General features: G+C 64.9%; 22 protein-coding genes. 10 read left to right on the top strand and 12 right to left on the bottom strand.

The features are described from left to right. Window positions 1–74: 74 nt before the first annotated feature. A complete protein-coding gene (locus tag P0D89_RS08460) occupies window positions 75–1,070 on the bottom strand; it encodes a LysR family transcriptional regulator (RefSeq protein WP_408358907.1) in 996 nt (331 codons plus the stop codon). A gap of 199 nt (window positions 1,071–1,269) precedes the next feature. Here P0D89_RS08460 and P0D89_RS08455 point away from each other — a divergent pair, with 199 nt between their 5' ends. The 3 genes from P0D89_RS08455 to scpC all read left to right on the top strand — a co-directional run bounded on the left by P0D89_RS08455 (window position 1,270) and on the right by scpC (window position 5,555). Next, window positions 1,270–3,456 carry an FUSC family protein gene (locus P0D89_RS08455; RefSeq protein WP_408376410.1) on the top strand — a complete coding sequence of 729 codons (2,187 nt, stop codon included), beginning with the start codon at window positions 1,270–1,272 and terminating at the stop codon, window positions 3,454–3,456. A gap of 168 nt (window positions 3,457–3,624) precedes the next feature. After that, the gene (locus P0D89_RS08450; RefSeq protein WP_408358905.1) at window positions 3,625–3,840 is read left to right on the top strand and encodes a hypothetical protein; all 216 of its coding nucleotides are present in this window, start codon (window positions 3,625–3,627) and stop codon (window positions 3,838–3,840) included. A 200-nt stretch (window positions 3,841–4,040) separates the two neighbouring features. After that, complete coding sequence (gene scpC, locus P0D89_RS08445; RefSeq protein ID WP_408358903.1) at window positions 4,041–5,555, top strand: succinyl-CoA:acetate CoA-transferase ScpC; 1,515 nt, start codon at window positions 4,041–4,043, stop codon at window positions 5,553–5,555. 60 nt (window positions 5,556–5,615) lie between these two features. Here the strand turns inward: scpC and P0D89_RS08440 are convergent, their stop codons facing one another. Together P0D89_RS08440 and P0D89_RS08435 are read right to left on the bottom strand one after the other, a co-directional pair. Continuing rightward, the gene (locus tag P0D89_RS08440; protein WP_408358901.1) at window positions 5,616–5,870 is read right to left on the bottom strand and encodes a GlsB/YeaQ/YmgE family stress response membrane protein; all 255 of its coding nucleotides are present in this window, start codon (window positions 5,868–5,870) and stop codon (window positions 5,616–5,618) included. A gap of 161 nt (window positions 5,871–6,031) precedes the next feature. Next, the gene (locus P0D89_RS08435; RefSeq protein WP_408358899.1) at window positions 6,032–6,739 is read right to left on the bottom strand and encodes an MgtC/SapB family protein; all 708 of its coding nucleotides are present in this window, start codon (window positions 6,737–6,739) and stop codon (window positions 6,032–6,034) included. A gap of 687 nt (window positions 6,740–7,426) precedes the next feature. Here P0D89_RS08435 and P0D89_RS08430 point away from each other — a divergent pair. Further along, window positions 7,427–7,951 carry a hypothetical protein gene (locus P0D89_RS08430; RefSeq protein WP_408358897.1) on the top strand — a complete coding sequence of 175 codons (525 nt, stop codon included), beginning with the start codon at window positions 7,427–7,429 and terminating at the stop codon, window positions 7,949–7,951. A gap of 23 nt (window positions 7,952–7,974) precedes the next feature. Here the strand turns inward: P0D89_RS08430 and P0D89_RS08425 are convergent, their stop codons facing one another. Continuing rightward, window positions 7,975–9,138, bottom strand: a complete 1,164-nt coding sequence (locus tag P0D89_RS08425) for a metallophosphoesterase (RefSeq protein ID WP_408358895.1) — start codon at window positions 9,136–9,138, stop codon at window positions 7,975–7,977. 377 nt (window positions 9,139–9,515) lie between these two features. On the opposite strand from P0D89_RS08425, the gene P0D89_RS08420 reads away from it, so the two are divergent. Beyond that, window positions 9,516–9,854: a hypothetical protein gene (locus tag P0D89_RS08420; protein WP_408358893.1), complete on the top strand. Its 339-nt coding sequence runs from the start codon at window positions 9,516–9,518 to the stop codon at window positions 9,852–9,854. Between the two features lie 36 nt (window positions 9,855–9,890). Here the strand turns inward: P0D89_RS08420 and P0D89_RS08415 are convergent, their stop codons facing one another. Beyond that, window positions 9,891–10,475 (bottom strand): malonic semialdehyde reductase, encoded by a 585-nt coding sequence (locus tag P0D89_RS08415; protein ID WP_408358891.1) that lies wholly within the window; start codon window positions 10,473–10,475, stop codon window positions 9,891–9,893. Between the two features lie 160 nt (window positions 10,476–10,635). Between P0D89_RS08415 and P0D89_RS08410 the strand changes: the two genes are divergently transcribed. From P0D89_RS08410 to yjfF, 5 genes are all read left to right on the top strand, one after another. Then, a complete protein-coding gene (locus P0D89_RS08410; RefSeq protein ID WP_408358889.1) occupies window positions 10,636–11,235 on the top strand; it encodes an alpha-ketoglutarate-dependent dioxygenase AlkB family protein in 600 nt (199 codons plus the stop codon). A gap of 204 nt (window positions 11,236–11,439) precedes the next feature. Further along, a complete protein-coding gene (locus P0D89_RS08405) occupies window positions 11,440–12,426 on the top strand; it encodes an ABC transporter substrate-binding protein (protein ID WP_408358887.1) in 987 nt (328 codons plus the stop codon). A 195-nt stretch (window positions 12,427–12,621) separates the two neighbouring features. Continuing rightward, window positions 12,622–14,244, top strand: a complete 1,623-nt coding sequence (locus tag P0D89_RS08400) for a sugar ABC transporter ATP-binding protein (protein ID WP_408358885.1) — start codon at window positions 12,622–12,624, stop codon at window positions 14,242–14,244. Further along, window positions 14,241–15,284, top strand: coding sequence for an ABC transporter permease (locus P0D89_RS08395; protein ID WP_408358883.1), 1,044 nt, complete (start codon window positions 14,241–14,243; stop codon window positions 15,282–15,284). Before P0D89_RS08400 ends, P0D89_RS08395 begins: the two co-directional genes overlap by 4 nt. Then, a complete protein-coding gene (yjfF, locus tag P0D89_RS08390) occupies window positions 15,281–16,390 on the top strand; it encodes a galactofuranose ABC transporter, permease protein YjfF (RefSeq protein WP_408358881.1) in 1,110 nt (369 codons plus the stop codon). The genes P0D89_RS08395 and yjfF overlap by 4 nt, the downstream gene beginning before the upstream one ends. 253 nt (window positions 16,391–16,643) lie before the next feature. On the opposite strand, the gene mdcH is transcribed toward yjfF, so the two are convergent. Genes mdcH through mdcA form a run of 7 tightly spaced genes read right to left on the bottom strand, consistent with a single transcriptional unit; the run spans window position 16,644 to window position 22,952 of the window. Continuing rightward, the gene (gene mdcH / locus P0D89_RS08385; protein ID WP_408358879.1) at window positions 16,644–17,576 is read right to left on the bottom strand and encodes a malonate decarboxylase subunit epsilon; all 933 of its coding nucleotides are present in this window, start codon (window positions 17,574–17,576) and stop codon (window positions 16,644–16,646) included. Beyond that, the gene (locus tag P0D89_RS08380) at window positions 17,576–18,280 is read right to left on the bottom strand and encodes a malonate decarboxylase holo-ACP synthase (RefSeq protein ID WP_408358877.1); all 705 of its coding nucleotides are present in this window, start codon (window positions 18,278–18,280) and stop codon (window positions 17,576–17,578) included. Before P0D89_RS08380 ends, mdcH begins: the two co-directional genes overlap by 1 nt. Then, entirely contained in the window at window positions 18,280–19,095 is an 816-nt protein-coding gene (mdcE, locus tag P0D89_RS08375; protein ID WP_408358875.1) for a biotin-independent malonate decarboxylase subunit gamma, read from the bottom strand. Before mdcE ends, P0D89_RS08380 begins: the two co-directional genes overlap by 1 nt. Next, window positions 19,092–19,976 carry a biotin-independent malonate decarboxylase subunit beta gene (locus tag P0D89_RS08370; RefSeq protein WP_408358873.1) on the bottom strand — a complete coding sequence of 295 codons (885 nt, stop codon included), beginning with the start codon at window positions 19,974–19,976 and terminating at the stop codon, window positions 19,092–19,094. The genes mdcE and P0D89_RS08370 overlap by 4 nt, the downstream gene beginning before the upstream one ends. Then, window positions 19,973–20,287: a malonate decarboxylase subunit delta gene (locus tag P0D89_RS08365; protein ID WP_408358871.1), complete on the bottom strand. Its 315-nt coding sequence runs from the start codon at window positions 20,285–20,287 to the stop codon at window positions 19,973–19,975. The genes P0D89_RS08370 and P0D89_RS08365 overlap by 4 nt, the downstream gene beginning before the upstream one ends. Beyond that, window positions 20,275–21,288 carry a triphosphoribosyl-dephospho-CoA synthase gene (locus P0D89_RS08360; RefSeq protein WP_408358869.1) on the bottom strand — a complete coding sequence of 338 codons (1,014 nt, stop codon included), beginning with the start codon at window positions 21,286–21,288 and terminating at the stop codon, window positions 20,275–20,277. The genes P0D89_RS08365 and P0D89_RS08360 overlap by 13 nt, the downstream gene beginning before the upstream one ends. A gap of 2 nt (window positions 21,289–21,290) precedes the next feature. Continuing rightward, window positions 21,291–22,952, bottom strand: a complete 1,662-nt coding sequence (mdcA, locus tag P0D89_RS08355; protein ID WP_408358867.1) for a malonate decarboxylase subunit alpha — start codon at window positions 22,950–22,952, stop codon at window positions 21,291–21,293. Between the last annotated feature and the right edge of the window lie 5 nt (window positions 22,953–22,957).

The raw sequence follows: 22,957 nt of genomic DNA, 5'->3' as shown, positions 1-22,957 counted from the left end.
CCTCCAACGCACATTCCTGCTTTCAGCGCCGCCGCGTCTATTCGCAACCGGCGGCGCCCAGCGCTAACTCCGCATCACAGCGCGGCAATGTTCCCGACCCCGCTTGCACCCACAGGCAACTCGACATCACCGGAATTCGCCTGCCCAACTTCAGCCAGCAGCGCCTCATCGCGTGCAATCACCTTCGGCAGGTGCGTACGCAAGAATTCGACCCACGTCCTTGTCTTTGCATCGATGAACTTGCGGGATGGATACAGCGCATAAACATTCATCTTTTGCAGCGTATGTTCCGGCAATACACGCACTAACGTGCCATCACGCAACCCCGAAATAGCCGCATAAAGCGGCACCATACCGATACCCATTCCTTCGCGAATTGCCACAATCAGCGACTCCGCGATGTTCACGTGCACTGGGCCGTTCACTTCCATCATCTCGCTGCCGTGCGGGCCGTCGAGCACCCAATCGTGCGGTGGAAACGCCGGGGTGTGCAGGATCAGACATTCGTGATTCGCCAGATCGCCCGGCTTTTGCGGCGCGCCGTGCGCGCGCACATAAGCCGGCGAAGCGCACAAAATGCTAAAGGTCGTCCCGAGCGGCAGCGACACGAGATCTGAATCAGGCAGAGTCGAGGCGCCGATCACGGCGACATCGGCGCTGCCTTCGAACAGATCGGGCATGCGTTGCGACAACGTCAGCTCGACGGTCACCTCCGGATAAAGCGCGCGATAGCGCTTGATGGCCGGCAACACATAATGCTGTCCGATGCTCGCGAAGCTATGCATGCGCAAAGCACCTGTCGGCCGCTCCTGCGCGCAACTGGCTTCCTCTTCCGCGGTGTCGACATCCGCGAGAATCTGCTGGGAGCGCTTCAGATAGCGCTCGCCTGCAGTGGTCAACGCGAGCCGTCGCGTCGAGCGGTTCAGCAAGCGCGTGCGCAGATGGGCTTCGAGTTCCGAAACCGCGCGCGACATCGCGCCGGTCGTCGAATTGAGCGATTGCGCGGCGGCGGTGAAACTACCGGCTTCGACCACGCGCACGAACACGCGCATATTTTGTAACGTATCCATCGATCCTTCTATTTCACGGCAGTAGCCGTATTGTCCGCCTGTCTCGCAGGCGCATTGTTGTCCGTTCTGGAAGGGACGTTCCGCACCTATCCCCTTAATGCCTCCATAGCATGCTCCTACAATCGACGCCTTGCCTGCCGGTGTGCGCGGTGTTCGCCGGCGCTTCTTTCAGCGACCAACCGGGACGCATTGCTTTCAGATGAAACGCCAACATGCGATCAAACCGACGGCGGATCACATCCGGCCGTGGAGCGTGATGTGGCAAACATTCAATCGCCAGACGTTCATTCCCGCCGTGCGCGACTGGTCGACCAGCGATGGTTTGATCTGGCTGCATCTGCTGAAAACTGTCACGGCGGGTCTGCTGGCGCTGGGCATTGTGATGCTGTTCGATCTGCCGCAACCGCGCATCGCGATGACAACGGTGTTCGTGCTGATGCAACCGTTCAGCGGGATGGTGCTTGCAAAGAGTTTCTATCGGATTCTCGGCACGGCGGTGGGGACGGTCGCCGCGCTGGTGCTCGGCGCGCTGTTCGTCCAGCAGCCCGAGTTGTATATGCTCGGCATGATCGGTTGGGTGAGCGCCTGTATTGCTGCGGCGGTCCGGTATCGACATTTCAGGTGGTACGGCTTCGTGCTGGCGGGCTACACTGCCGCGCTGATCGGCATTCCGAACGCCACGGCGCCGCACGATCTGTTTCTGGCGGCGCTTACGCGCGCGGCGGAAGTGGCGGTCGGCATCGTGTGTTCAAGCGCGGTGAGTGCGCTGATCGTGCCGCAGCGCTCGAGTCTTGCGCTGCGGCGCGCGCTGCAAAATCGATTCGTAAATTTTACTGCGTTCGCTGCCGACGTGCTGGATCGCGGCATCGAACGCGGCCAATTCGAGCGGCGCTTTGCGGACCTCGTCGACGAAATTGTCGGTTTCGAGGCGACGCGTACCTTCGCCGCCTTCGAAGACCCGGCGATGCGTTCGCGCAGCCAGCATCTCGGCCGTCTGAACGGCGAGTTCATGGATGCCTGCGCGCGGCTGCATGCATTGCATCAGTTGCTCAAGCGCTTGCGCGCGAGCGGCGCGGCACCGGTGATCGCAGCGATCACGCCGTACTTCCATGAGCTGGCCGCGCTGCTTGCACCACGCAGCGCGCCGGACGCGGACGCCGCGCATCTGGCCGGCCGCCTGCGTCTCTTCCAGGCGAATTTACCGCGGCGCGTGCGCGAAACGAGATGCCCACTGGAGCCGTCAACCGCCGAATCGCTGGCGGACTTCGACACGGCCGCGGAACTGCTATACCGCTTCGTCGACGAGTGGATCCGCTATTCGGAGACCTACGCATCGTTGGCTCGGCGCAAGCCCGAAAGCCAGCAACAGCGGCGCAATTCGAGCCGCTACGTGAGCCACACGAACAGCTTCGTCGTCGCGTTTACGTTCGTGCGCTCCGCCGTGGTGATGGCGATTGCCGGCTCGTTCTGGATCGCGACCGACTGGCCGAGCGGCGGCTTCGCGGTGATCGGCGCGGCGCTGGCATGCGCGTTGACCTCGACCGCGCCGAACGCGACGAAGATGGCCGTGCAGATGGCGCTCGGCGCGGTGCTCGCGACCATGACGGGCTACCTGTTCACGTGCTACGTGTATCCGAACATCGACGGCTTCCCATTGCTTTGCACGATGCTCGCACCTGTGCTCGCACTGGGCGCATTCATCGCGACTCGCAAGCATGCAGCCGGATATGGCATCGGATTTTCCGTATTTTTCTGCCTGCTCGCCGGACCGGACAACGTCGTCGCTTATGCGCCGGATCTGCTCGTCAATAACGGCATCGCGCTCACTGCGTCGATGTTGCTGGCGGCGCTCGTCTTCGCGGTGGTCTTTCCGGCCGATATGCCGTGGCTCATCGAACGGATCATGGGCGACTTGCGCGCGCAAGCCGTGTTCGCGTGCAAGGGCGAATTGCCGGGACTCAATCAGCGTTTCCAGTCGAGCACACACGATCTGACCTCGCAACTGCGCATGCTCTTGACGCGGCGTTCCCGGCGTCGCCGCGACGCGTTGCGCTGGATGCTCGCCACGCTCGAAGTCGGCCACGCGGTGATCGATCTGCGCAACGAAACGGCACGCGCAGCTTATGCCGACTCTCTTCATCCACGCTGGAGCGGTGCTATCGAGCGCACTCGCGCCGACCTCGCGCTGCTCTTCGAGCGGCCCGATACGCGAGCGCTCGAACGCGCGCTGGTCTCCGTGCGCTCGGCCACCTGGATCGCGCAGGACATGCTGCAAATGGTGCATGCCGATCGCGACAGACGGCACGACCTGCAGCGCATCCTGGGTTGTCTGCACTTCATTCGCACCGCGTTGCTCGACAAGGACGCGCCGTTCAACGCGCGTTAGGCGATCCGCGTTGATTCGCGCCGATTCCCTCGATCCCCAGCGATCCTTCCTCCAGTTGGAAAGATCACTTCCGGCTAGCCCCGTTTATCCGCGCGGGTGGCAATCATATAGTTTCACCACGGCCACGCAGTCACTGCCGCGCGGCTACCGTAAGTCCTGGAGAATGAAATGAAAGTATTGAAGATTGCCCTGATTGCCTGCTCTCTGTCCGCTGTTGTCGCTCATGCTCAAACTGCACCTGCCGCACCGGAGCAACACGTTGCTCAAGCGAATGCGCAGCGCGCCGACGACGTCGCCGCACGCGGCGGCGTTGTAGCGCCGAAGGCCAAAGCAGAAGAGTGCGTCGGGCCGGTGAGCTTCTGCAATATTTATTTCGGCAGCTAAGCAGCGCCACGCGTAACACCTGAAGTACGACTAACCCTGCCGCGAGCACTGAGCAAACGGCGAAACACCTGGCCGCGACGCCAGCCCAATCGGGATGCTGCAAAGACGCCGCGGCGGGTGCGACATTCCGGCTACTGGGCGAAGCACACCGCAGACGTGCGCACCGGTAGTCTGCCCCGGTGATTATGGAGAGACTCATCATGTACGAAGACCGGATTCGCTGTGCCGCGCTGCGCGGAAAAATCACCTCAGCCGCCGAAGCGGCGCTTCTGATTCAGGACGGTATGTGCGTGGGCGCGAGCGGCTTTACGCGCGCGGGCGACGCGAAGGCCGTCCCGGTGGCGCTGGCGGAGCGGGCGCGCGAGGAAGGCAAGCCGCTGCGTATCACGTTGATGACGGGCGCGTCGCTCGGTCATGACGTGGACCGCATGCTCACCGAGGCGCACGTGCTCGCGCGCCGTCTGCCGTTCCAGGTCGACAAGACCTTGCGCGACGCGATCAATCGCGGCGAGGTCATGTTCGTCGATCAGCATCTGTCCGAGACCGTCGAGATGCTGCGCGCGAACCAGCTCGGCAAACTCGACGTCGCCATCATCGAAGCGGCCGCGATTACCGAGACCGGCGGCATCGTGCCGACCACCTCGGTCGGCAATTCGGCCAGCTTCGCGATCCTCGCCGACAAGGTGATCGTCGAGATCAATCTTGCGCAGCCGCTCGCGCTCGAAGGGCTGCACGATATCTGGATTCCGGGCCGCAGGCCGGACCGCGAGCCGCTGCCCATCGTTCGTGCGCAGGACCGCGTCGGCACGCCGGCCATCGAGATTCCGCACGAGAAGATCGCGGCGATCGTCATCACCAATATGACCGATAGTTCGTCGACGGTGCTGTCGGCGGATAAAGAAACCCAGTTGATCGCCGGCCATCTGATCGAATTTTTCCTGCACGAAGTGTCGCGGGCACGCATGCCCCGCCAATTGCCGCCATTGCAGGCGGGCATCGGCACGATCGCGAACGCGGTGCTCGCCGGCTTTGTCGATTCGCCTTTCGACGCGTTCGAAATTTACTCAGAAGTACTGCAGGATTCGACCTTCGATCTGATGGACGCTGGCAAGGTGACCTTCGCGTCGGGTGCTTCGATCACGTTGTCGGCCGCGCGCCAGGCGCAGGTGTTCGGCGAACTGGCGCGCTATCGCGACCGGCTCGTGCTGCGTCCGCAAGAAGTCAGCAACCATCCTGAAGTGATTCGGCGGCTCGGTCTGATCGCGCTGAATACCGCGCTCGAACTGGACATCTACGGCAACGTGAATTCGACGCACGTGGGCGGCACGCACATGATGAACGGCATCGGCGGCTCGGGCGATTTTGCGCGCAACGCGTCGTGCGCGATCTTCGCAACGAAGTCGATGGCGAAGGACGGCCGCATTTCGAGCATCGTGCCGATGGTGCCGCACTGCGATCACAACGAACACGACGTGGACGTGGTCGTGACGGAGCAGGGTCTCGCCGATCTTCGCGGATTGGCGCCGCGCGAACGCGCGATGTTGATCATCGAAAACTGCGCACACCCGCTATATCGTGATCTGCTGCGTGACTACTATCGGGACGCTTTGCGAGGGGGAGGGCAGACGCCGCATCGGTTGGACCAGGCTTTCGCCTGGCATATGCGGCTGCATGAAACCGGCTCGATGTTACCGGCGACCCAGACGGGTCTTTGAAGCAGCGAAGCGTCAGGTGGCGTTTGCCCCTGACGCTTCTTCGGACATCAGATGCTGTGCTCAATTGCCTCGTCGGATGAGGCGGATAAGGAACAATAGAATGACCGCGCCGATCACGGCGGTGATGATCGAGCCGATCCAGCCGCCGCCCAGCGAGATATGCAGCACGCCGGCAAGCCAGCCGCCGATGAACGCGCCGACAATCCCGACAATGATGTCGACGATCAGGCCGAAGCCGCCGCCTTTGACCAGCACACCTGCGAGCCAGCCCGCGATCGCGCCGATGATGAGCCATGCAATGATGCCGTGTTCCATATTCGGGACTCCATGGTTAGGTGAAAAAAATCACGGTCCTAGAGCTTAGTCGAAGGTGATGGGGCCGTCCATGTTCAGGACGCTGAATTAACAATGTCTGAATCTATTGCAGATGAAGTGTAGACGATGCGCGCTGACATGGGGGACCTGCACGCGGTGCGTCACTCCGGCGTCGGCTCCGCTTCTCTTGCCGTCCAGCTGACGCTGGACACACTCTTTTCCATGCTCAGGCGACTTGCCATCTGTTCGAGCTTCGACTGGTCTTTCGGATGCAGCTTGAGCGTCGCCGTCACGCGGATTCGTCCGGTCTCGTGCTCGACGTCTTCGCTCGTCAGACTTTGAAACGACAGTGGCGTCGAGTACATCGAATTGGAAATGGCGGTGCGAATGTGGATCTCGTCGGCCTCACGGCAGACGATCGTCAACACGTACTCGCGCACCAGGTCGGCATTTGAAACCGGTGTGGCGTTGATCGTGCGGCTCACTTCGCGCAGCACCGTGTTGATCACCAGCACGACCACGGTACCGGCGAGCGCCGGCCCATAGTGACCCGCGCCGCACAACACGCCCACCGCCGCCGAGCACCACAGCGTCGCCGCGGTGTTGATCCCCTGAATGGAACCCTTGTCGCGCATGATGACGCCGCCGCCGAGAAAGCCGACGCCGGACACCACATACGCGGCGATCTGGGTGACGCCGGCCGTGCCGGTGCCCGTCAGCACGCCGAGCGTGACGAACAGGCACGCGCCGCTCGCGACCAGCGTGATGGTGCGCAAGCCGGCATTGCGCTGGCGCATCTGCCGCTCGAGGCCGATGGCGACGCCACAGGCAAAGGCGGCAAGGAGTCGCCAGACGAATTCGAATGTCATCGTTTAGAAAGGTTGATGCGCGTGTTCGCGCAGTGTGAACCCAACGCGTGACAGCAGCGCGTCGCCGCGATGGGGCGCGCGTGGTCAGGCGTGACGAAGCGCGCGAGCAATGGCTCGCGGCGCGCGAAGGCGTGCAGCATCGGCATGGCAATGTGCGATGCGCGGCTTCAATGGCACTTCACTGATACTAACGGGTTGCGAACAACGTGCACCGTCGGGCCCGAAGGCAAGACGGCGGCAGAGAAAAGACTGACGCGGAAATCTTGCCGATCAGGCGATCGGGCGAAGCGAAGCTCGACGAGTACAACTGCTACTGTCCAAGATCGTGATTCCGGTTGAATGGAGTGGGCGAATTTTAGGCGCCTCGGCAAAGTTAAGTCAAGGCGCGATCATTGGACGTAGCGAATCCTTCGACGCGTGTCTGACGAAGTTTCGATTGATTTTGCGGAATGATCCGCATGTAAATACGGACTCCGAATATTGACGGTGTCCATCCCGGAAAACAAACTGTCTGGATACTCCGCAGCATGTCGTGCTGCTGCGGCGCTCAATTCACGTTCGCTTTTTGCGTTTTGCTTGTGACGGTTTTGTTCGTGCACTGTTCAGTCGTCTTTGCGCGGCGAGCCACGCGCAATTCATCAGCACGACATCGCTGCTTTTCCGCCGTTCAGCCTGTTTGAGGAATGTATGAAAGTTAAACCTTCCGGCATCGTTGCCGGCGCATTGCTGGCGCTCGCGCCGCTTGTATCGTCCGCCGCGCTTCTGCCCGCACCGTTCGAAGGCAGCCGCACGATGCAGGCGGAAGGTGTCGTGAAATCAATCGACCCGGCGAAGCGCTCGCTGACCGTGCTCGACGCGCAGGGCGGCGAAGGCGCCTTCATCGTCACAGACGCGCGCAACCTCGCGCAGATCAGGCAGGGTAGCAAGGTCCATATCCGGATGATCCGCAACGCGGTGATCCGGGTCACGCATGCCGCGGACGGTCAAGGCAAACTCGCGCCAGCCGCCCCGCGTGACACGCCGCAAACGGTGACCGCCGAGGTCGCGGCAATCGATCGCGCGACCGGCGTATTGGCGCTGAAGGGCGCGGACGGCTCGGCGTTCCATATCCAGAGCCGTGAGCCGGCGGCGGTCGCCAATGTCGCGCCGGGCATGCAGGTATCGGTGACGTTTGCGCCGGAAGTCAGCGTGGCCGTGGCGCCGGTGCAGTAACCGTCCACTGCGTAACCGTCGACCTAGTCCGGCTCGCCGGGTACGAGGCGCAAGCGCGTGATTTCCGACGGCGCGCCCAGCCGCTTCGGCGGGCCCCAGTAGCCGGTGCCTCGGCTCGTGTACACCCACAGTCCGTTCAGGCGTGCGAGACCCGCAGTGAACGGCTGCTGAAAGCGCACGAAGAAATTCCACGGGAAGAACTGGCCGCCGTGCGTGTGGCCCGACAACTGCAGCGTGAAACCCGCCGCTGCGGCTGCTTCGGCGGAACGCGGCTGGTGGGCGAGCAGCACCTTGATCAACACGTCGCCTGGCGCGCCGGCGAGCGCCGCAACCGGATCGCTGCGATGCGACGGATCGTGATGGCCTGCTGAATAATCGGTCACGCCGGCAATGACCGCGCGCGCGCCGTCGTGATCGACGATCACGTGTTCGTTAAGCAGCACGTTCAGACCCAGGCGCCGGAACTCGTCGATCCAAGCATTCGCGCCGGCATAGTACTCGTGGTTGCCGGTCACGAGAAAAGCGCCGTGACGGGCGCTGAGCCGCGACAGCGGTTGCGTGTGCCGGGTCAACTGCTGCACGCTGCCGTCCACCACGTCGCCAGTGACGGCGATCAGATCAGGCTTGAGCCGGTTCACCGCGTCGACGATCGCATCCACGTAGCGGGCCTTGATGGTCGGCCCCACGTGAATGTCGCTGATCTGAACGATCGTGAAGCCGTCGAGTTCGGCCGGCAAGTCGTCGATCGGCACGTCGATCGTCACCACCTTCGCACGGCGACGTGCATTGAACAGGCCCACCAGCGTCGACAGCAGCGCGAGCAACGGCACCGCCGCCGCCGAGCCGGTTCGCCAATGGGCGATTGCGATGGTGTTCGGCCAGATCGCGTCGACGGTCAGCAGCGAAGCGAGCGCCAGGTCGCGCGCGAATGTGAGCACCAGCAGCGACGAGAAGAAGCCCAACGCCAGCAGCCCAACCCATGCAAGCCGGTCGCCGAGCGGCTGTTGCTTGATGCTGCGCGCCATCATGCCCAGCGGAATCAGGAAGATCGACAGCACGAGCCACACACCGCTCAACCAGCGGCCGGTGGTGTCGACCGGCATGTCCGGAATCAGACGTAAGCCAACGTAGATATGCAGCAGGATGCCAATCAGAATGAAGCGAACAAAAAACGATGAGCGGCGCATAAGAGGATCAGGGCGGGAAGGGGCCGGCACGAATTGAGGAGCGTCGGCGATGGGTCGTCGGCAGCAACGCTGCTCGCGACCGGGGCGAACCATTCTACCGGCATGTGCCGGCGCTTGCCGACGACGCCAGATTTGCAAACAGGCCGCTGCACGCCCCGCGCGGAACGCGTGAGCGCATTCGTGCATCGCAGCAATTTCCCGCGCCCGCGAGACTTGTGAAAGCGTGCTATGGCAACCTAATTAAATGGGCTTTGAATTGTGTCCGCGCGTGGACTATTCTCAAAAGGAACGGGCTCGTTTCAAGGTCGCCGCGAGGGCCGCAGCGGTTCGAAAATGACGGGTTTGGTCGCCGGAAAAGGCGATGGGGGAGGCACATCATGAAGCTGCTCAGACCGGGCCATCAATTGCGCCACGCACATCATGAGCATCACGCGCATCACGTCGGGCGAGAAGGCAGTCATGTGATGTTGCCGCTCGTCGGCATTTCGTTAATGGCTGTTGGCCTGTATTTCGGCGTGCGCAACGTCGACTTCTCCGAGTTGGGCAAGAGCGCGCTATTCGACGTGGTGATGCTGTGCGTCGCACTGGGCATCGCGGGGCTGTTCGGCGTCGTCGGCGCATGGCTGCGCTCGAATGGTGACGAGGCCGAAGAGGGATTCTGCTTCGTCGGCGCGTTGATCGGCACGGTGGTGTTTTACGTGGCGGTCCTCACCTGAGCGCATTGGCGGCAAACGCACCAGCCGCACCGGGCGTCAGACAATCCGCGCGGCTTCGTCGAACGAGAAACGTGGACTGCGTGCGAACAGTTTCGACGGATCGCCGTAGCCGAGATTGATCAGGAAATTCGACTTCACGGTCGTGCCGGCAAAGAAAGCTTCGTCCACTTTGGCGGCGTCGAAGCCCGACATCGGACCCGTGTCCAGACCGAGCGCGCGGGCGGCAAGAAGCAGGTAGCCGCCTTGCAGCGTCGAGTTGCGAAACGCCGTGTCCGCGATCGCGCGGTCGTTGCCGGCGAACCAGCTGCGCGCGTCCGCATGCGGAAAGAGTCTCGGCAGATGCTCGTAAAACTCCATATCCATCCCGACGATCACCGTGACCGGCGCAGCCATCGTCTTGTCCAGATTGCCCGCCGATAACGCCGGCCGCAGCTTTTCCTTGCCTTCCGGCGTCTTAACGAACACGAAGCGGCCGGGGCTCGAATTGGCCGAAGTCGGTCCGAGCAAGGCCAGTTCGGTGAGTTGCCTGAGCACGACGTCGTCGACCGGCTTGGGCTGCCAGCCGTTATGCGTGCGCGCTTCGCGAAAGAGTTGATCGAGTGCATGATCGGAGAGAGTCATGACGGGAGTCCGTTGAAAAAAAATGAGGGATTTTAGCGGCAGGGTGGAATGACAGCGCAATGCACGGGGGCGAACGCATTCGTCGTTCCCGCCATAATAGCCAGGGTTCTCACCGCGCATGTCTGGTCTGCGCGATCTCATTCAGCATCCAGGTAATCGCATGATGGATCTTTTCAACGACCTGCCGACGCCCGACGTCGACTGGTATCCCGACTGGCTGACCCCCGCCGCCGCGGCGCGGGCTTTGACGCAACTGATCGGCGAAGTGGCCTGGCGGCAGGACACGATGGGCACGCCCGCCGGCCGCGTCGCGCTGCCGCGTCTGACCGCGTGGCAGGGCGAGCCGGACGCGGTGTATGTCTACTCGGGCATTCGCAACGTGCCGCAACCGTGGACGCCGGCCGTCGCAGAACTGAAGACGGCCGTGGAGACCATCTGCGGCGCGCGCTTCAACAGCGTGCTGCTCAACCGCTACCGCAGCGGTGCGGACAGCATGGGCTGGCACGCGGATCGCGAGCCCGAACTCGGCGCGCAGCCGGTTATCGCGTCGGTCAGCCTGGGCGTCGCGCGCACGTTCGATTTGCGGCACAACAAGACCGGCGTCGTGCAGTCTTTCTCGCTGAAGGGCGGTAGCTTGCTGGTGATGAAGGGCGACACCCAGGCACAGTGGCGGCACCGGGTGCCGAAAGAGCCGCGCGTGACTGGCGAGCGGGTCAATCTGACGTTTCGCTGGGTGGCGCCGCGCGCGGCAGAGCGTTAATTTTTCCGCTTTTTTCCGCTCGCTGCCGTCCCGTCCAGCGCCGATCCCGCCGGCTATACCAAAATTGATATTGCTGCCGCGAATCATATGATTGGACGGTTAACGCTCCACACAGTACGCTACATCACGATCCACGCACCGTGAGGGCCGAAGGGCTGGGCAGGTTCGCTGGGTCGCCTAGACAACAACGATCAGGAGACAGTCATGGCGAATACACGACGTGCCGCATGTCGTGCGTTGGGCGCGCTCGCACTTTCCGCGGGCATCGGCGCGCTGACGCTGGCTACGCCGGGCGCTTACGCGCAGGACAAACAGATTACGCTCGGTTTCGCGCAGGTCGGCGCGGAAAGCGCATGGCGCACCGCCAACACCGAGTCGATCAAGTCCGCCGCAGCGGAGGCGAAGATCAAGCTCAAATTCTCCGACGCCCAGCAGAAGCAGGAAAACCAGATCAAGGCGATCCGCTCGTATATCGCTCAAAAAGTGGATGTGATCGCGTTTTCGCCGGTCGTTGAATCCGGCTGGGAACCCGTGCTTCGCGAAGCCAAAGCCGCGAAGATTCCGGTGATTCTCACCGACCGCAACATCGACGCCAAAGACACCTCGCTCTACGTGACGATGATCGGCTCGGACTTCCTCGAGGAAGGACGGCGCGGCGGCCACTGGCTCGCGGATCACTATAAAGACGACAAAGGCCCGATCAATATCGCCGAACTGCAGGGCACGGTCGGCTCGGCGCCCGCCAACGACCGGCACGCCGGTCTGATCGAAGTGATCAAGAGCGATCCGAAGTTCAAGATCATCGCGTCGCAAAGCGGCGACTTCACGCTGGCCGGCGGCAAGCAGGTCATGGAAGCGTTCATCAAAACCTACGGCAACAAGATCAACGTCGTTTATGCGCATAACGACGACATGGCGCTCGGCGCGATCCAGGCGATGGAAGAGGCCGGCATGCATCCGGGCAAGGACGTCGTCGTGGTGTCGTTCGACGCGACCAAGGGCGGCTTCCAGGCGATGGCCGCGGGCAAGATGAACGTCGACGTGGAGTGCAGCCCGTTGTTGGGGCCGCAATTGATGTCGGCGGTGAAGGACGTGGTGGCCGGCAAGCCGCTGCCCAAACGCATCCTCACGGAAGAGACCGTCTTCCCGATGAGCGTCGCGGCGCAAACTTTGCCGACGCGCAAGTACTGAAGCGCAGACCAGGCTTTCCTCACGACATGCGCCGCTGCCTGGGCGGCGCGGAGGAGACGTACAAGTCCGGATAGATCGAACAGGTTTCTCCAGTGGTGCCTGGCCGCCCGGGCTGCTTCGGCAGCGGGCGGTCTCTTTTCAACAGGATGCCGCTGGAACCTGCCGAACCCACGCATAGCCGATCGAGCGAGGTCCATGACCCATCCCGCTTCCGAACCGAACCAGCCGGCTATTGGCACGAAGGGCACGAACGGCGCCACGGGCGCCGTCGCGCCCGAACCCATTCTCGCCACGGCCGGCGTCAGCAAGACATTCCCCGGCGTGAAGGCGCTGCAGCAGGTCGATTTCCGCCTGTTTCCCGGAGAGATTCACACGGTGATGGGGCAGAACGGCGCCGGCAAATCCACCTTGATCAACGTGCTCACCGGCGTGATCGCGCCCGATGCCGGCACGATCCGCCTCGGCGGCGAAGTGGTCGCGTTTGCGTCGCCGCAGGAAGCCGAAGCGGCCGGCGTTCGTACGCTGTACCAGGAAGTGAACCTGTGTCCGAACCTGTCGGTGGCGGAAAACATTTTCGCCGGCCGGCAGCCGCGGCGCTTCGGCGCGATCGACTGGCCCGATATCAAACGGCGCGCGCAGGCCGCGCTGGCGCGGCTCGACGTGACGCTCGACGTCACGCGTTCGCTCGACGCGTATCCGATCGCCGTGCAGCAGATGGTGGCGATCGCGCGAGCGCTGTCAGTCGACGCGCGCGTGCTGATTCTCGACGAGCCGACTTCGAGTCTCGACGACAGCGAAGTCGCGCAGCTTTTCAAAATACTTCGGCATCTTAAGCAATCGGGGATTGCGATTCTGTTCGTCACGCATTTCATCGAACAGACGTATGCGATCTCCGACCGCATCACGGTGATGCGCAACGGCGAGCGCGAAGGCGAATACCTTGCGCGCGATCTGTCGGCCGATCAGCTGGTGTCGAAGATGGTCGGTCACGAGCGCATGAGCGCGCGCTTGCGCGAAGCCGCGCACGAGGCCCATTCGGCGCACGCGTCCGATGAGAGCGCGCAAGATCCGCAGCACGCTCAGGCGGTGCAGCCGTTCGTCGAGCTGCGCGGCGTGGGCCGGCGCGGCACGCTGCAGCCGATCGATCTCGACGTTCAACCCGGTCAGATTCTCGGCCTTGCCGGCCTGCTCGGCTCGGGCCGCACGGAAACCGCGCGCCTCCTGTTCGGCGCGGACCGTGCGGACAGCGGCACGATCCTCGTGCAGGGTCGGCCCGTGCGGCTGCGCTCGCCGCGCGACGCGGTGCGCCACGGCATCGGCTATTGCGCGGAAGACCGCAAGAAAGAGGGCATCGTCGCCGAGCTGTCGATCCGCGAGAACATTCTGCTGGCGCTGCAGGCGCGGCGCGGCTGGTGGCGCAAGATCAGCCGGCAGCGTGCGCGCGAACTGGCCGATCTGTGGATCGAGCGGCTCGGCATCAAGGCCTCGGACGCCGAACAGCCGATCGGCCTGCTGTCCGGCGGCAACCAGCAGAAAGCGCTGCTCGCGCGCTGGCTCGCCACCGACCCGAAGCTGCTGATTCTGGACGAACCCACGCGCGGCATCGATGTGGCCGCCAAGTTCGACATCATGGACCGCCTGCTGGCGCTGTGCGCGAACGGTCTGAGCATTCTGTTCATTTCGTCGGAGATCAGCGAGGTGCTGCGCGTGAGCCACCGCGTCGCGGTGCTGCGCGACCGGCGCAAGATCGCTGAGGTCAGCGGCAAGGCGTCGACCGAAGACAACATCTATCGACTCATCGCGGGGAGCGGCGAATGAAGCTATCGAACTGGTTCGCGCGCGACGGCGTCGAGCGTCCGTTGATCTGGCCGTGCATCACGCTCGCGTTGCTGTGCGGTCTGAACCTGTGGGTGAATCCGCATTTCCTGTCGCTGCGCATGCTCGACGGCCATCTGTTCGGCGCGCCGATCGACGTGCTGAATCGCGCCGCGCCGCTGGTGCTCGTGGCGATCGGCATGACGCTGGTGATCGCGACGCGCGGCATCGACATTTCGGTCGGCGCGGTGGTAGCGATCGCGGGCGCCGCGGCAGCCACGATCCTCGCGACGCAGCCGGTGCCGAGTGCGGGGCTGGTCGTGCAGGCACTGGTGGCGGCGTTGATCGTCGGCGTGCTGAGCGGTATGTGGAACGGCTTGCTGGTGTCCTTCGTCGGCATGCAGCCGATCATCGCCACGTTGATTCTGATGGTCGCGGGCCGTGGCATCGCGCAGCTGCTGACGGCCGGGCAGATCATTCCGATCGGCGCGCCCGGCTATCTGTTCGTCGGCGGCGGCTACTGGCTCGCCGTGCCGTGTTCCGTGTGGATCGCGACGATCGTCGTGCTCGCCACCGCCGCGCTCGTCGAAGGCACGGCGCTCGGGCTCTTCATTCGCGCGATCGGCGTCAATCCGGTCGCGACGCGGCTGGTCGGCTTGCGCTCCAAGGCGCTCGTGTTCGCGGTGTACGGTTTCTCGGGCTTGACCGCGTCGATGGCGGGCATTCTGATCAGCTCGAACGTGCGCAGTGCCGACGGCAACAACGCCGGCTTGCTGCTCGAACTCGACGCGATTCTCGCGGTGACGCTCGGCGGCACGTCGTTGCTCGGCGGCCGCTTCAGTTTCGCGGGCACGGTGCTGGGCGCGCTGATCATCCAGACATTGACCTACACCACCTATTCGATCGGCGTGCCGCCTGAAGCGACGCTGGTCGTCAAGGCGGCGGTGGTGCTCGCGGTCAGCGTGATCCAGTCGCCGGCGGCACGCGCGCTCGCGATGTCGTTCGGCGCGTCGATCTTCAAGCAGCGCGGGGTGGCACGATGAGACGACTTCTCGAAGCGCTCGCCCATCTCGTCGATCCGCGCACGCTGCCGATCGCCGTCACGATCCTGTTGTTCTTCGCGCTGTTCGGTTTCGGCTCGGTGATGTACACCGGTTTCTTCTCGTGGCAGGTGCTGCTGGACCTGCTGGTCGACAACGCGTTCCTGCTGATCGTCGCGATCGGCATGACGTTCGTGATCGTGTCCGGCGGCATCGATCTGTCGGTGGGGTCGGTCGTCGCGCTGACGACCATCGTCGAGGCGGTGCTGTCCGAGCATATGCATCTGTCGGTGTGGTTGATCATCCCGATCGTGCTGGTGATGGGTACCGTGTTCGGCGCGGTGCAGGGCGCGCTGATTCACTTCTTCCGCCTGCAGGCGTTCATCGTGACGCTGGCCGGGATGTTCTTCGCGCGCGGCCTATGCTTTCTGATCACGACGCAGTCGATCACCATCACCGATCCGACGTTCCAGAAGATCTCGGCGTTTCGTCTGGACATCGGCGTCGGCTCGGTCACCGCGAACGTGCTGATCGCGCTGGTGACGCTGCTGGCCGCGATCTATGTCGCGCATTTCACGCGCTTCGGCCGCAACGTGTACGCGGTCGGCGGCAATCCGCGTTCGGCGTTGCTGATGGGCCTGCCGGTCGCGCACACGCGGATCGGCGTGTATGCGCTGAGCGGCTTTTGCTCCGCGCTCGGCGGCGCGGTGTTCACGTTCTACGTGTTGTCGGGCTACGGCTTGCAGGGGCAGGGGATGGAGCTCGACGCGATCGCGGCTACCGTGATCGGCGGCACGCTGTTGACTGGCGGCGTCGGCTATGTGATCGGCTCGCTGTTCGGCGTCGGCATTCTCGGCACGATCCAGACGCTGATCACGTTCGACGGCACGCTCAGTTCGTGGTGGACCCGCATCGTAATCGGCGCGCTGTTGTGCGCGTTCTGTCTGCTGCAACGCTTGATCGAGCGGCACGCGAAGTCGGTGCGGCGGCCCGGCGGCACCGCTGCGGTGACGACGCCGGGGCATGGACATGGGCATGCGCATGGCGAAACGTCCGCGACGGCGTCGGATTCGCAGGTGCTTGGGCGCGGGGCGCCGGAGCAGGCGTGAGAGTAGGACGTGGTTGCGTTGCTCCGTGCGTTGCGCTGGCTCAGGTGGTGAGCTGCCTTCCTTGAGTTTGGCGCGGCGTCAGCGCGGCTGAAGATCGTCGATCCACGTCGCGATGAGTTAGCACGATGGCGTACGGTTGGCAGCCCGACGTGCAGCGCGAGCGATCAGCATGCCAAGGCGTTGAAACGGCAGTTGATCTGGACGCGGTATGCAGGCGAAGCGGCCGCAACTCGCAGCGGTGCCTTGCGCCTCGTCACTCCATCGCAAGCCGCCTGCGAGCCGTCGCCACGAGTCTGTCGAACGAAAAGCTGCTGGCAGCGAGCGTGGTGGTATCCGGAAAATTTTCACGCGCGATATCGGTCAGCACCTGTCCAGGCGGCGCTTCGATCAACACCTTAGCGCCCATCTCCTGCATGGCCGTGAGCGCGTCGAACCAGCGCACGGTGTAGCGCATGTTGGTCGCCAGATCGTCGCGGATCGCGTCCGCCGTATACAACGGCCGGCCGCCGCGATTGCCGATATACGTACTGCGCGGCGCGTGGAAAGGCACTTCGCCTGCATACGCGACGAGTTCGTCGGTGGCCTGCGCGAGCAGTTCGCAATGCGACGGCACGCTCACCGCGAGCCGGGTGGCCTTGCGCGCACCCGCCGCCAGCGCGCGGACGATGAACGCGTCCAGCGCATCGTTCGCACCTGCCATCACGATCTGGCGCGGCGCATTCACATTGCCGATATAGATGCGCTGCCGATCCTCATCCGCATGCCGCGCGGCGAGTGTTTCCAGTTGATGCTCGGTCAAACCCGAAATCGCCGCGAGGCCATATCCGGACGGATATGCCGCTTCCATCAGCTTGGCGCGCCGCCGCACCATCGTCAACGCATCGGCGAAGCGCACCGCGCCGCAGCTCACCGCCGCCGCATACGCGCCGACCGACAACCCCGCGCTGATCTCCGGCTCGAGCTGTTCATCAGCGAGCGCGCGCGCGAACGCCACACCCGCTATCGTCAAGCCGAGCTGCACGGCGATGGTCGAACGGAGCGCGTCCGGCGTGTCTAGCGTCAGCGCATCGACGCCGAGCACCTGCGAGGCTTCTTCGAGCGTGTCGCGCACCGCGCGATGCGGCGGCAGACTGTGCAGAAAGCCATCGGTCTGCGCGCCTTGGCCCGGAAACAGCAGCGCGAGCATCAGACGACACCGCTGCGCGTTACGCGAGCGGCGGCCCACGGATCGGCGATCAACTGCGGGCCGCGTGCATCGCGAACCATCACGCGCGCTTTGCCCGCTGCCCACTCGGCCAGCGCGACACCGCCTGCGGGCGTTTCGAGTTGCGCGTCGACACGAATGCCACTGTGTTTCGCGAGCGCTTGCAGTTGACCGAGCAAGGCCCGGGCGAGATCTTGCGCGAGCGGCTCCGGCGTACGGATCAGCAGATCGAGATCGCTCGACTCGGTCACCGCCGCGACTCGTGTCGCCAGTTCAAAACCGGCGCTGCCCGTTGGCCCCCAAACAAAACCGGCGAGCGGGCCGGCAGCGTCGCTCCGCAAAAAGGCGAGGGCGGCGAATGGCGGCAGCGCGTCGCGTCCGGCAAGCGGCGCGGTTTGCACCAACGCTTCGGGCGGCACGGCGCTTTCGATATCGCCAGCCTGTGCCCACGTGCCATACCGCTGCGCCCGCCCGACACCGCGCATGCCGATCGCGACGAAGCCCTCAGCGGTCAGCGCGCGTCTGACGACCGCATACGGCGCGCGCTCGAAAGCCGTGCGGACCCACGCCGGTTCGTCGTCGAATGCGGGCAGGCGCCGCAAGCGCAGCAAGTCGTGCGGCCGCCATCGCGCGTCGCATGACAGTGCATGCTCGCCAGCGAACGGCGGCGCCGCGCAGACCCGCATCACACGGCATCCCATTGTTCGGCGAGACGCCGGCGCACCTCGATCGACGCCGCGCGATTCGTGCGCGCCGCCGCCGATTCCAGCCGATGCGCAAGCGTGCGCCCACCGTCGCGCGCGCTGCGAATCTGCTCGCACAGCACCTGTCGCACATGCTCGATTTGCGACGCGCCCGGCGCATCCGCATCGACGCCTTCGATCAACTGGTCGAGCAGCCCGAGCTTCGCGAACGACGCCATCGAATACGACATCGGCACGATGGTTTCGCCGAGCGCGTCGAGCGCTTCGACCGTGCGGCGCGTGACGCGCGCGGCGGCTTCCTTGCCCATCGCGTGCACCAGCGTGCCGGGCGCGTCGAGCGCGACGATGCGGTTGGCCTGATAGCCGTGCGCGAGGAACGCGCCCGACATCGCCGGTCCGACGATCAGCGCGATCACCGGATGGCCGGCGTCGCGCGCGCACGCATACGCGTCGACGGCGGCCGCGCACGCGAGGTGCACACCGAGCATTTCCTCGCGATAGCCGTACGCCTGGCTCTTCACATCGACGATCGCGACGAGCGGCCGGCGCGTGCCGCCCGCCGCATCCTGTTCGATCGCTTCGCGCACGGCGCGCGCGAGCAGCCAGCCCTGTTCGAGGCCGACCACGTTATCGGTCGCGCGTGGGAAACGGTTGGCGGGGTCGGGCACGACCGCGATGAAGCGCGCGGTCTCGCCGCCAAGCGACGCATCGCCGCTCCACACGGGCGCCTTGCCCGACGGTTCACCGGCAAGCGCGTGGAACCAGCGCGCGCCGCGGGTCGAAAGGGTGTCGCTCATGACTGCTCCCTGCCGGTGGCGGCGTGAAGTTGGGGGTTGTACACGTCACGCATGCTCTGCGGCGTGACGCTGGCGGGATCGATCAGCGCGAGCCGCTTCAGAAACACGTCGACCTGTTCGCTGCGATGCGCGGCCGGCACGCCTTGCGCGAACGCGGCATGCACGGCGGCGCGTACCGCGTCGGCGTCGTCGTCGACCAGTCGATCGGCGAGCGCGGTCGCCGTGCGCTGCTCGCCGCCGATCAGTTGCCATACGCGGCGGCGGTCGCTTGCATCGAGTTCGTCGATGCCGGCTTCCTGCTCGATCACCTCGGGTCCGTTCATGCCGAGCCGGCCCTGCTTCGTCACGATCAGATACGAGCACAGCGCCGCCGCGAGCGACATGCCGCCGAAGCAGCCGACCATGCCCGCGATCACGCCGACCACCGGCACGTGCCGGCGCAACGCGACGATTGCGGCCTGAATCTCCGCGATCACCGCGAGGCCCAGGTTGGCTTCCTGCAACCGCACGCCGCCGGTTTCGAACAGCACGACCGGGCGCACGAGCTTGCCGCGTTCGCAGTCGCGCAGCGCCATCTCGAGCGACGCGGCGATCTTGCTGCCCGACACTTCGCCGATGCTGCCGCCCTGGAACGCGGACTCGATCGCGGCGACCACGGCGGGCTCGCCGTCGATGGTGCCGCGCGCGATCACGCAGCCGTCGTCGGCCTGGCAGACGACGCCTTGCAGCGCGAGCCACGGCGACTCGATCTTGTCGAACGGGCCGAGCAGCTCGCGAAAGCTGCCCGCGTCCAGCAGCGAGCGGGCGCGTTCGCGCGCCGGCAGTTCGATGAAACTGTCGCGCAGCAGCGGTGCGGAATGAGCGCTTGCAAGGTGGTTCATGCGTCGTCTCCTGCTTCGGCGGCTTCGACCGCTTCCGCAAGCCGCAGCGCGACCATGCCGGGTGTCGCGCCGAAGTCGTTGATTTCGATTTGCGCGGCACCGTCGTAGCGGGTGAAGAAGCGGTCGAACACACTCTTCCAGATGTGGCTGTAGCCGTCGACGCTGGTGCGCACGACCACGTGCGCGGTGAGCGCGGCGGAGTTATCGGCGGGCGACAGCAGCACTTCCAGATCGCCCGAGCCGACTACGCCGACATGCGCGCGGGTCGTGACGGCGCGTTGCGCCGGGTAGTCGAAGGTCAGATGTTCCATGGGTCTGGGCTCCGGCCGGCGTCGTGAGGCGCCAGCATGTCGAGAAAGAGGGTGGCGGCGAGCAGATCGGCCGCGCCGCCAGGCGATGCGTTGAGCGACAGCAGTTCGTGTTCGAGCGCGGCCAGCGCGGCGCGGCCCGCCGGCGTCGAACTGCCGCCCGCGTCCAGTACGCGTCGCGCGCCGTGCTGCCCGGCGTGCAAGCCGGGCAGACCCGCGCGATGCAACAGGCAGGTGTCGTCGAGCGAGGCCATGATTGCCAGCAGTGTATCGACGCGTGCGGGGTTCTCGTCGATGTCCCGGGCGCGCGCCGCGTGCAGCGCGGGCAGGCCTACGTCGAGCACATGCGGGAAGCCGTCCTGGGCTTCGCGGCGCGCGCCGCCGACCTGATAGCGCTGGCGTGCGCGTTCGCCGTGACTGTCCGAGGGCGCGGCGAAACGGTCCGGGAAGCACGCGATTTGGGCGGCGCGTGTGCAGATTCGCGATGCGTTCGGATGTTTGGCATTGCCAGCGGGAGACGAAACCTCGGATGCAAGCGCAGATGCAAGCGCAGATGGAGCGGCGCACGCATCGACCGCCACCCCCGCCACCAGCAGCCCCACGATCCAGATCGCGCCGCGATGCGCGTTGCTGCCGCCGGTAGCGCGCAGCATGTCCTGCTCGCCGGCGCGGCCGATCTGCGCGAGTTCGGTGCGCAGCAGCGCGGACGGCTCGCCACGGCGGCGCGCGGCGCGCGCGAGCGCCGCGAAGGTCGGCTCGAGCGCATGCGCCGAACGCAGCATCGTCGCGAGATCGAGGTCGCGATGCGCGCCGCTGCCGCGCTGGTCCACCAGTGCAGGCTTGGGCGTGAGCTGCGCTTCGTCGATCAGCGCGGTGACCGCGTAACGCGCCAGTTGCGCATCAGTGGGTGACGCGGCTGCAACCGCGCCGTCCGAATCCGCATGCGCGGCCGGCAGCGCATGCGCTCGTCCTTCCGCACGCTTCGACAAAGCAGCGGGCGCCATCGTCACCAGCTCCTGAAGCGCGCAGGCGGCGCGTACAGACCGCCCGACCACGTCACCAGATCGTCGATGCTGCGCGCGGCCAGCAGCGAACGTTTGGCTTCGCCGCGCCGGATGCCCAGGTCTTCGGGATACGCGACGATGCCGCGCCGGCGCAATTCGGCGGTCTTCTCCGGCTTCGCGCGCAAGCCGATCGGCGTCACGCCGGCCACGGCGGCCACCGCCGCGCGCCGTTCTTCGATGCCCTCGGCCTTGTGCAGATGCGCGATGCCTTCCTCGGTGACGACGTGACTCACGTCGTCACCATAGATCATCACGGGCGCGACCGGCATGCCGTTTTTCGCACCGACGGCAACGGCGTCGAGTTCATCGACGAAGGTTGGCTCGCCGCCTTTCTTGTAAGTCTCGGCCAGTTGCACGACCAGCTTCTGGCCGCGCGACACCGGTCCCTGATCCTTCAGCAGCTTGAGCCAGGCTTCGCTCGAATGACGCCGGCCGCGCGGATCGTGGCCCATGTTCGGCGCACCGCCGAAGCCGGCGAGACGCCCGCGCGTGACGGTCGACGAATTCGCGTCTGCGTCGATCTGCAAGGTCGAGCCGATGAACAGATCGACGCCGTACTGGCCAGCCAGCTGGCACAGCACGCGGTTCGAGCGCAGGCTGCCGTCGTTGCCGGTGAAGAACACGTCGGGGCGCGCCTCGATATACGCCTCCATGCCGACTTCGCTGCCGAAGCAATGGATGCTGTCGACCCAGCCCGATTCGATCGCGGGAATCATCGTGGGATGCGGATTGAGCGTCCAGTTGCGGCAGATTTTGCCCTTCAGCCCAAGCGACTCGCCATAGGTGGGCAGCAGCAACTCGATCGCCGCGGTGTCGAAGCCGATGCCGTGATTGAGCGAAGTGATGCCATAGGGTTGGTAGATGCCGCGAATCACCATCATCGCGGTGAGCACCTGGAGGTCGCCGATGTGGCGCGGATCGCGCGTGAAGAGCGGCTCGACGGCGAACGGCCGGTCCGCCTGCACGACCACGTCGACCCACGAGCCGGGAATGTCGACACGCGGCAGTTCGTCGACGATCTCGTTGACTTGCACGATCACGATGCCATGCCGGAACGCTGCGGCTTCGGCGATGGTCGGCGTGTCTTCGGTGTTCGGGCCGGTGTACAGATTGCCGTGCCGGTCGGCCTTGTCCGCGCACAGCAGCGCGACCTGTGGCGTCAGGTCCACGAACATGCGCGCGTACAGTTCGACGTACGTATAGATCGCGCCGATTTCGAGCTGGCCGTCTTCGAGCAGTTGCGCGACCCGCAAGCTCTGCGGCCCGGCAAACGAGAAGTCGACCTTGTGCGCGATGCCGCGCTCGAACAGCGTCAAATGTTCAGGACGGCTGATGCTCGAAATCAGCAGATGCACGTCGTGGATTTTTCGCGGATCGACCTTGGCGAGCGAGCGGGACAGAAAGTCGGCCTGCTTCTGGTTGTCGCCTTCGAGCGCGACGCGGTCGCCGGGCTGGATCAGCGTTTCGAGCGCATCGACGATGCGGTGGGGCGGCAGGACGCCGTCTTCGAGCCAGGACGCAATGGCTGCGAGGCGGCGGTTCTTCTCGTCGCGGCGCGTGGTCCAGCTACGGGCGGCGGGTGAGGCATCGGCGGGGCGGTTCATCGGCT

Origin of the sequence: Paraburkholderia sp. RL18-085-BIA-A (genome assembly GCF_046027075.1) — a bacterium.
Lineage (GTDB): Bacteria > Pseudomonadota > Gammaproteobacteria > Burkholderiales > Burkholderiaceae > Paraburkholderia.
Note: the sequence above shows the minus strand (reverse complement) of the source record. Positions and strands in the feature narration are given on the sequence as shown.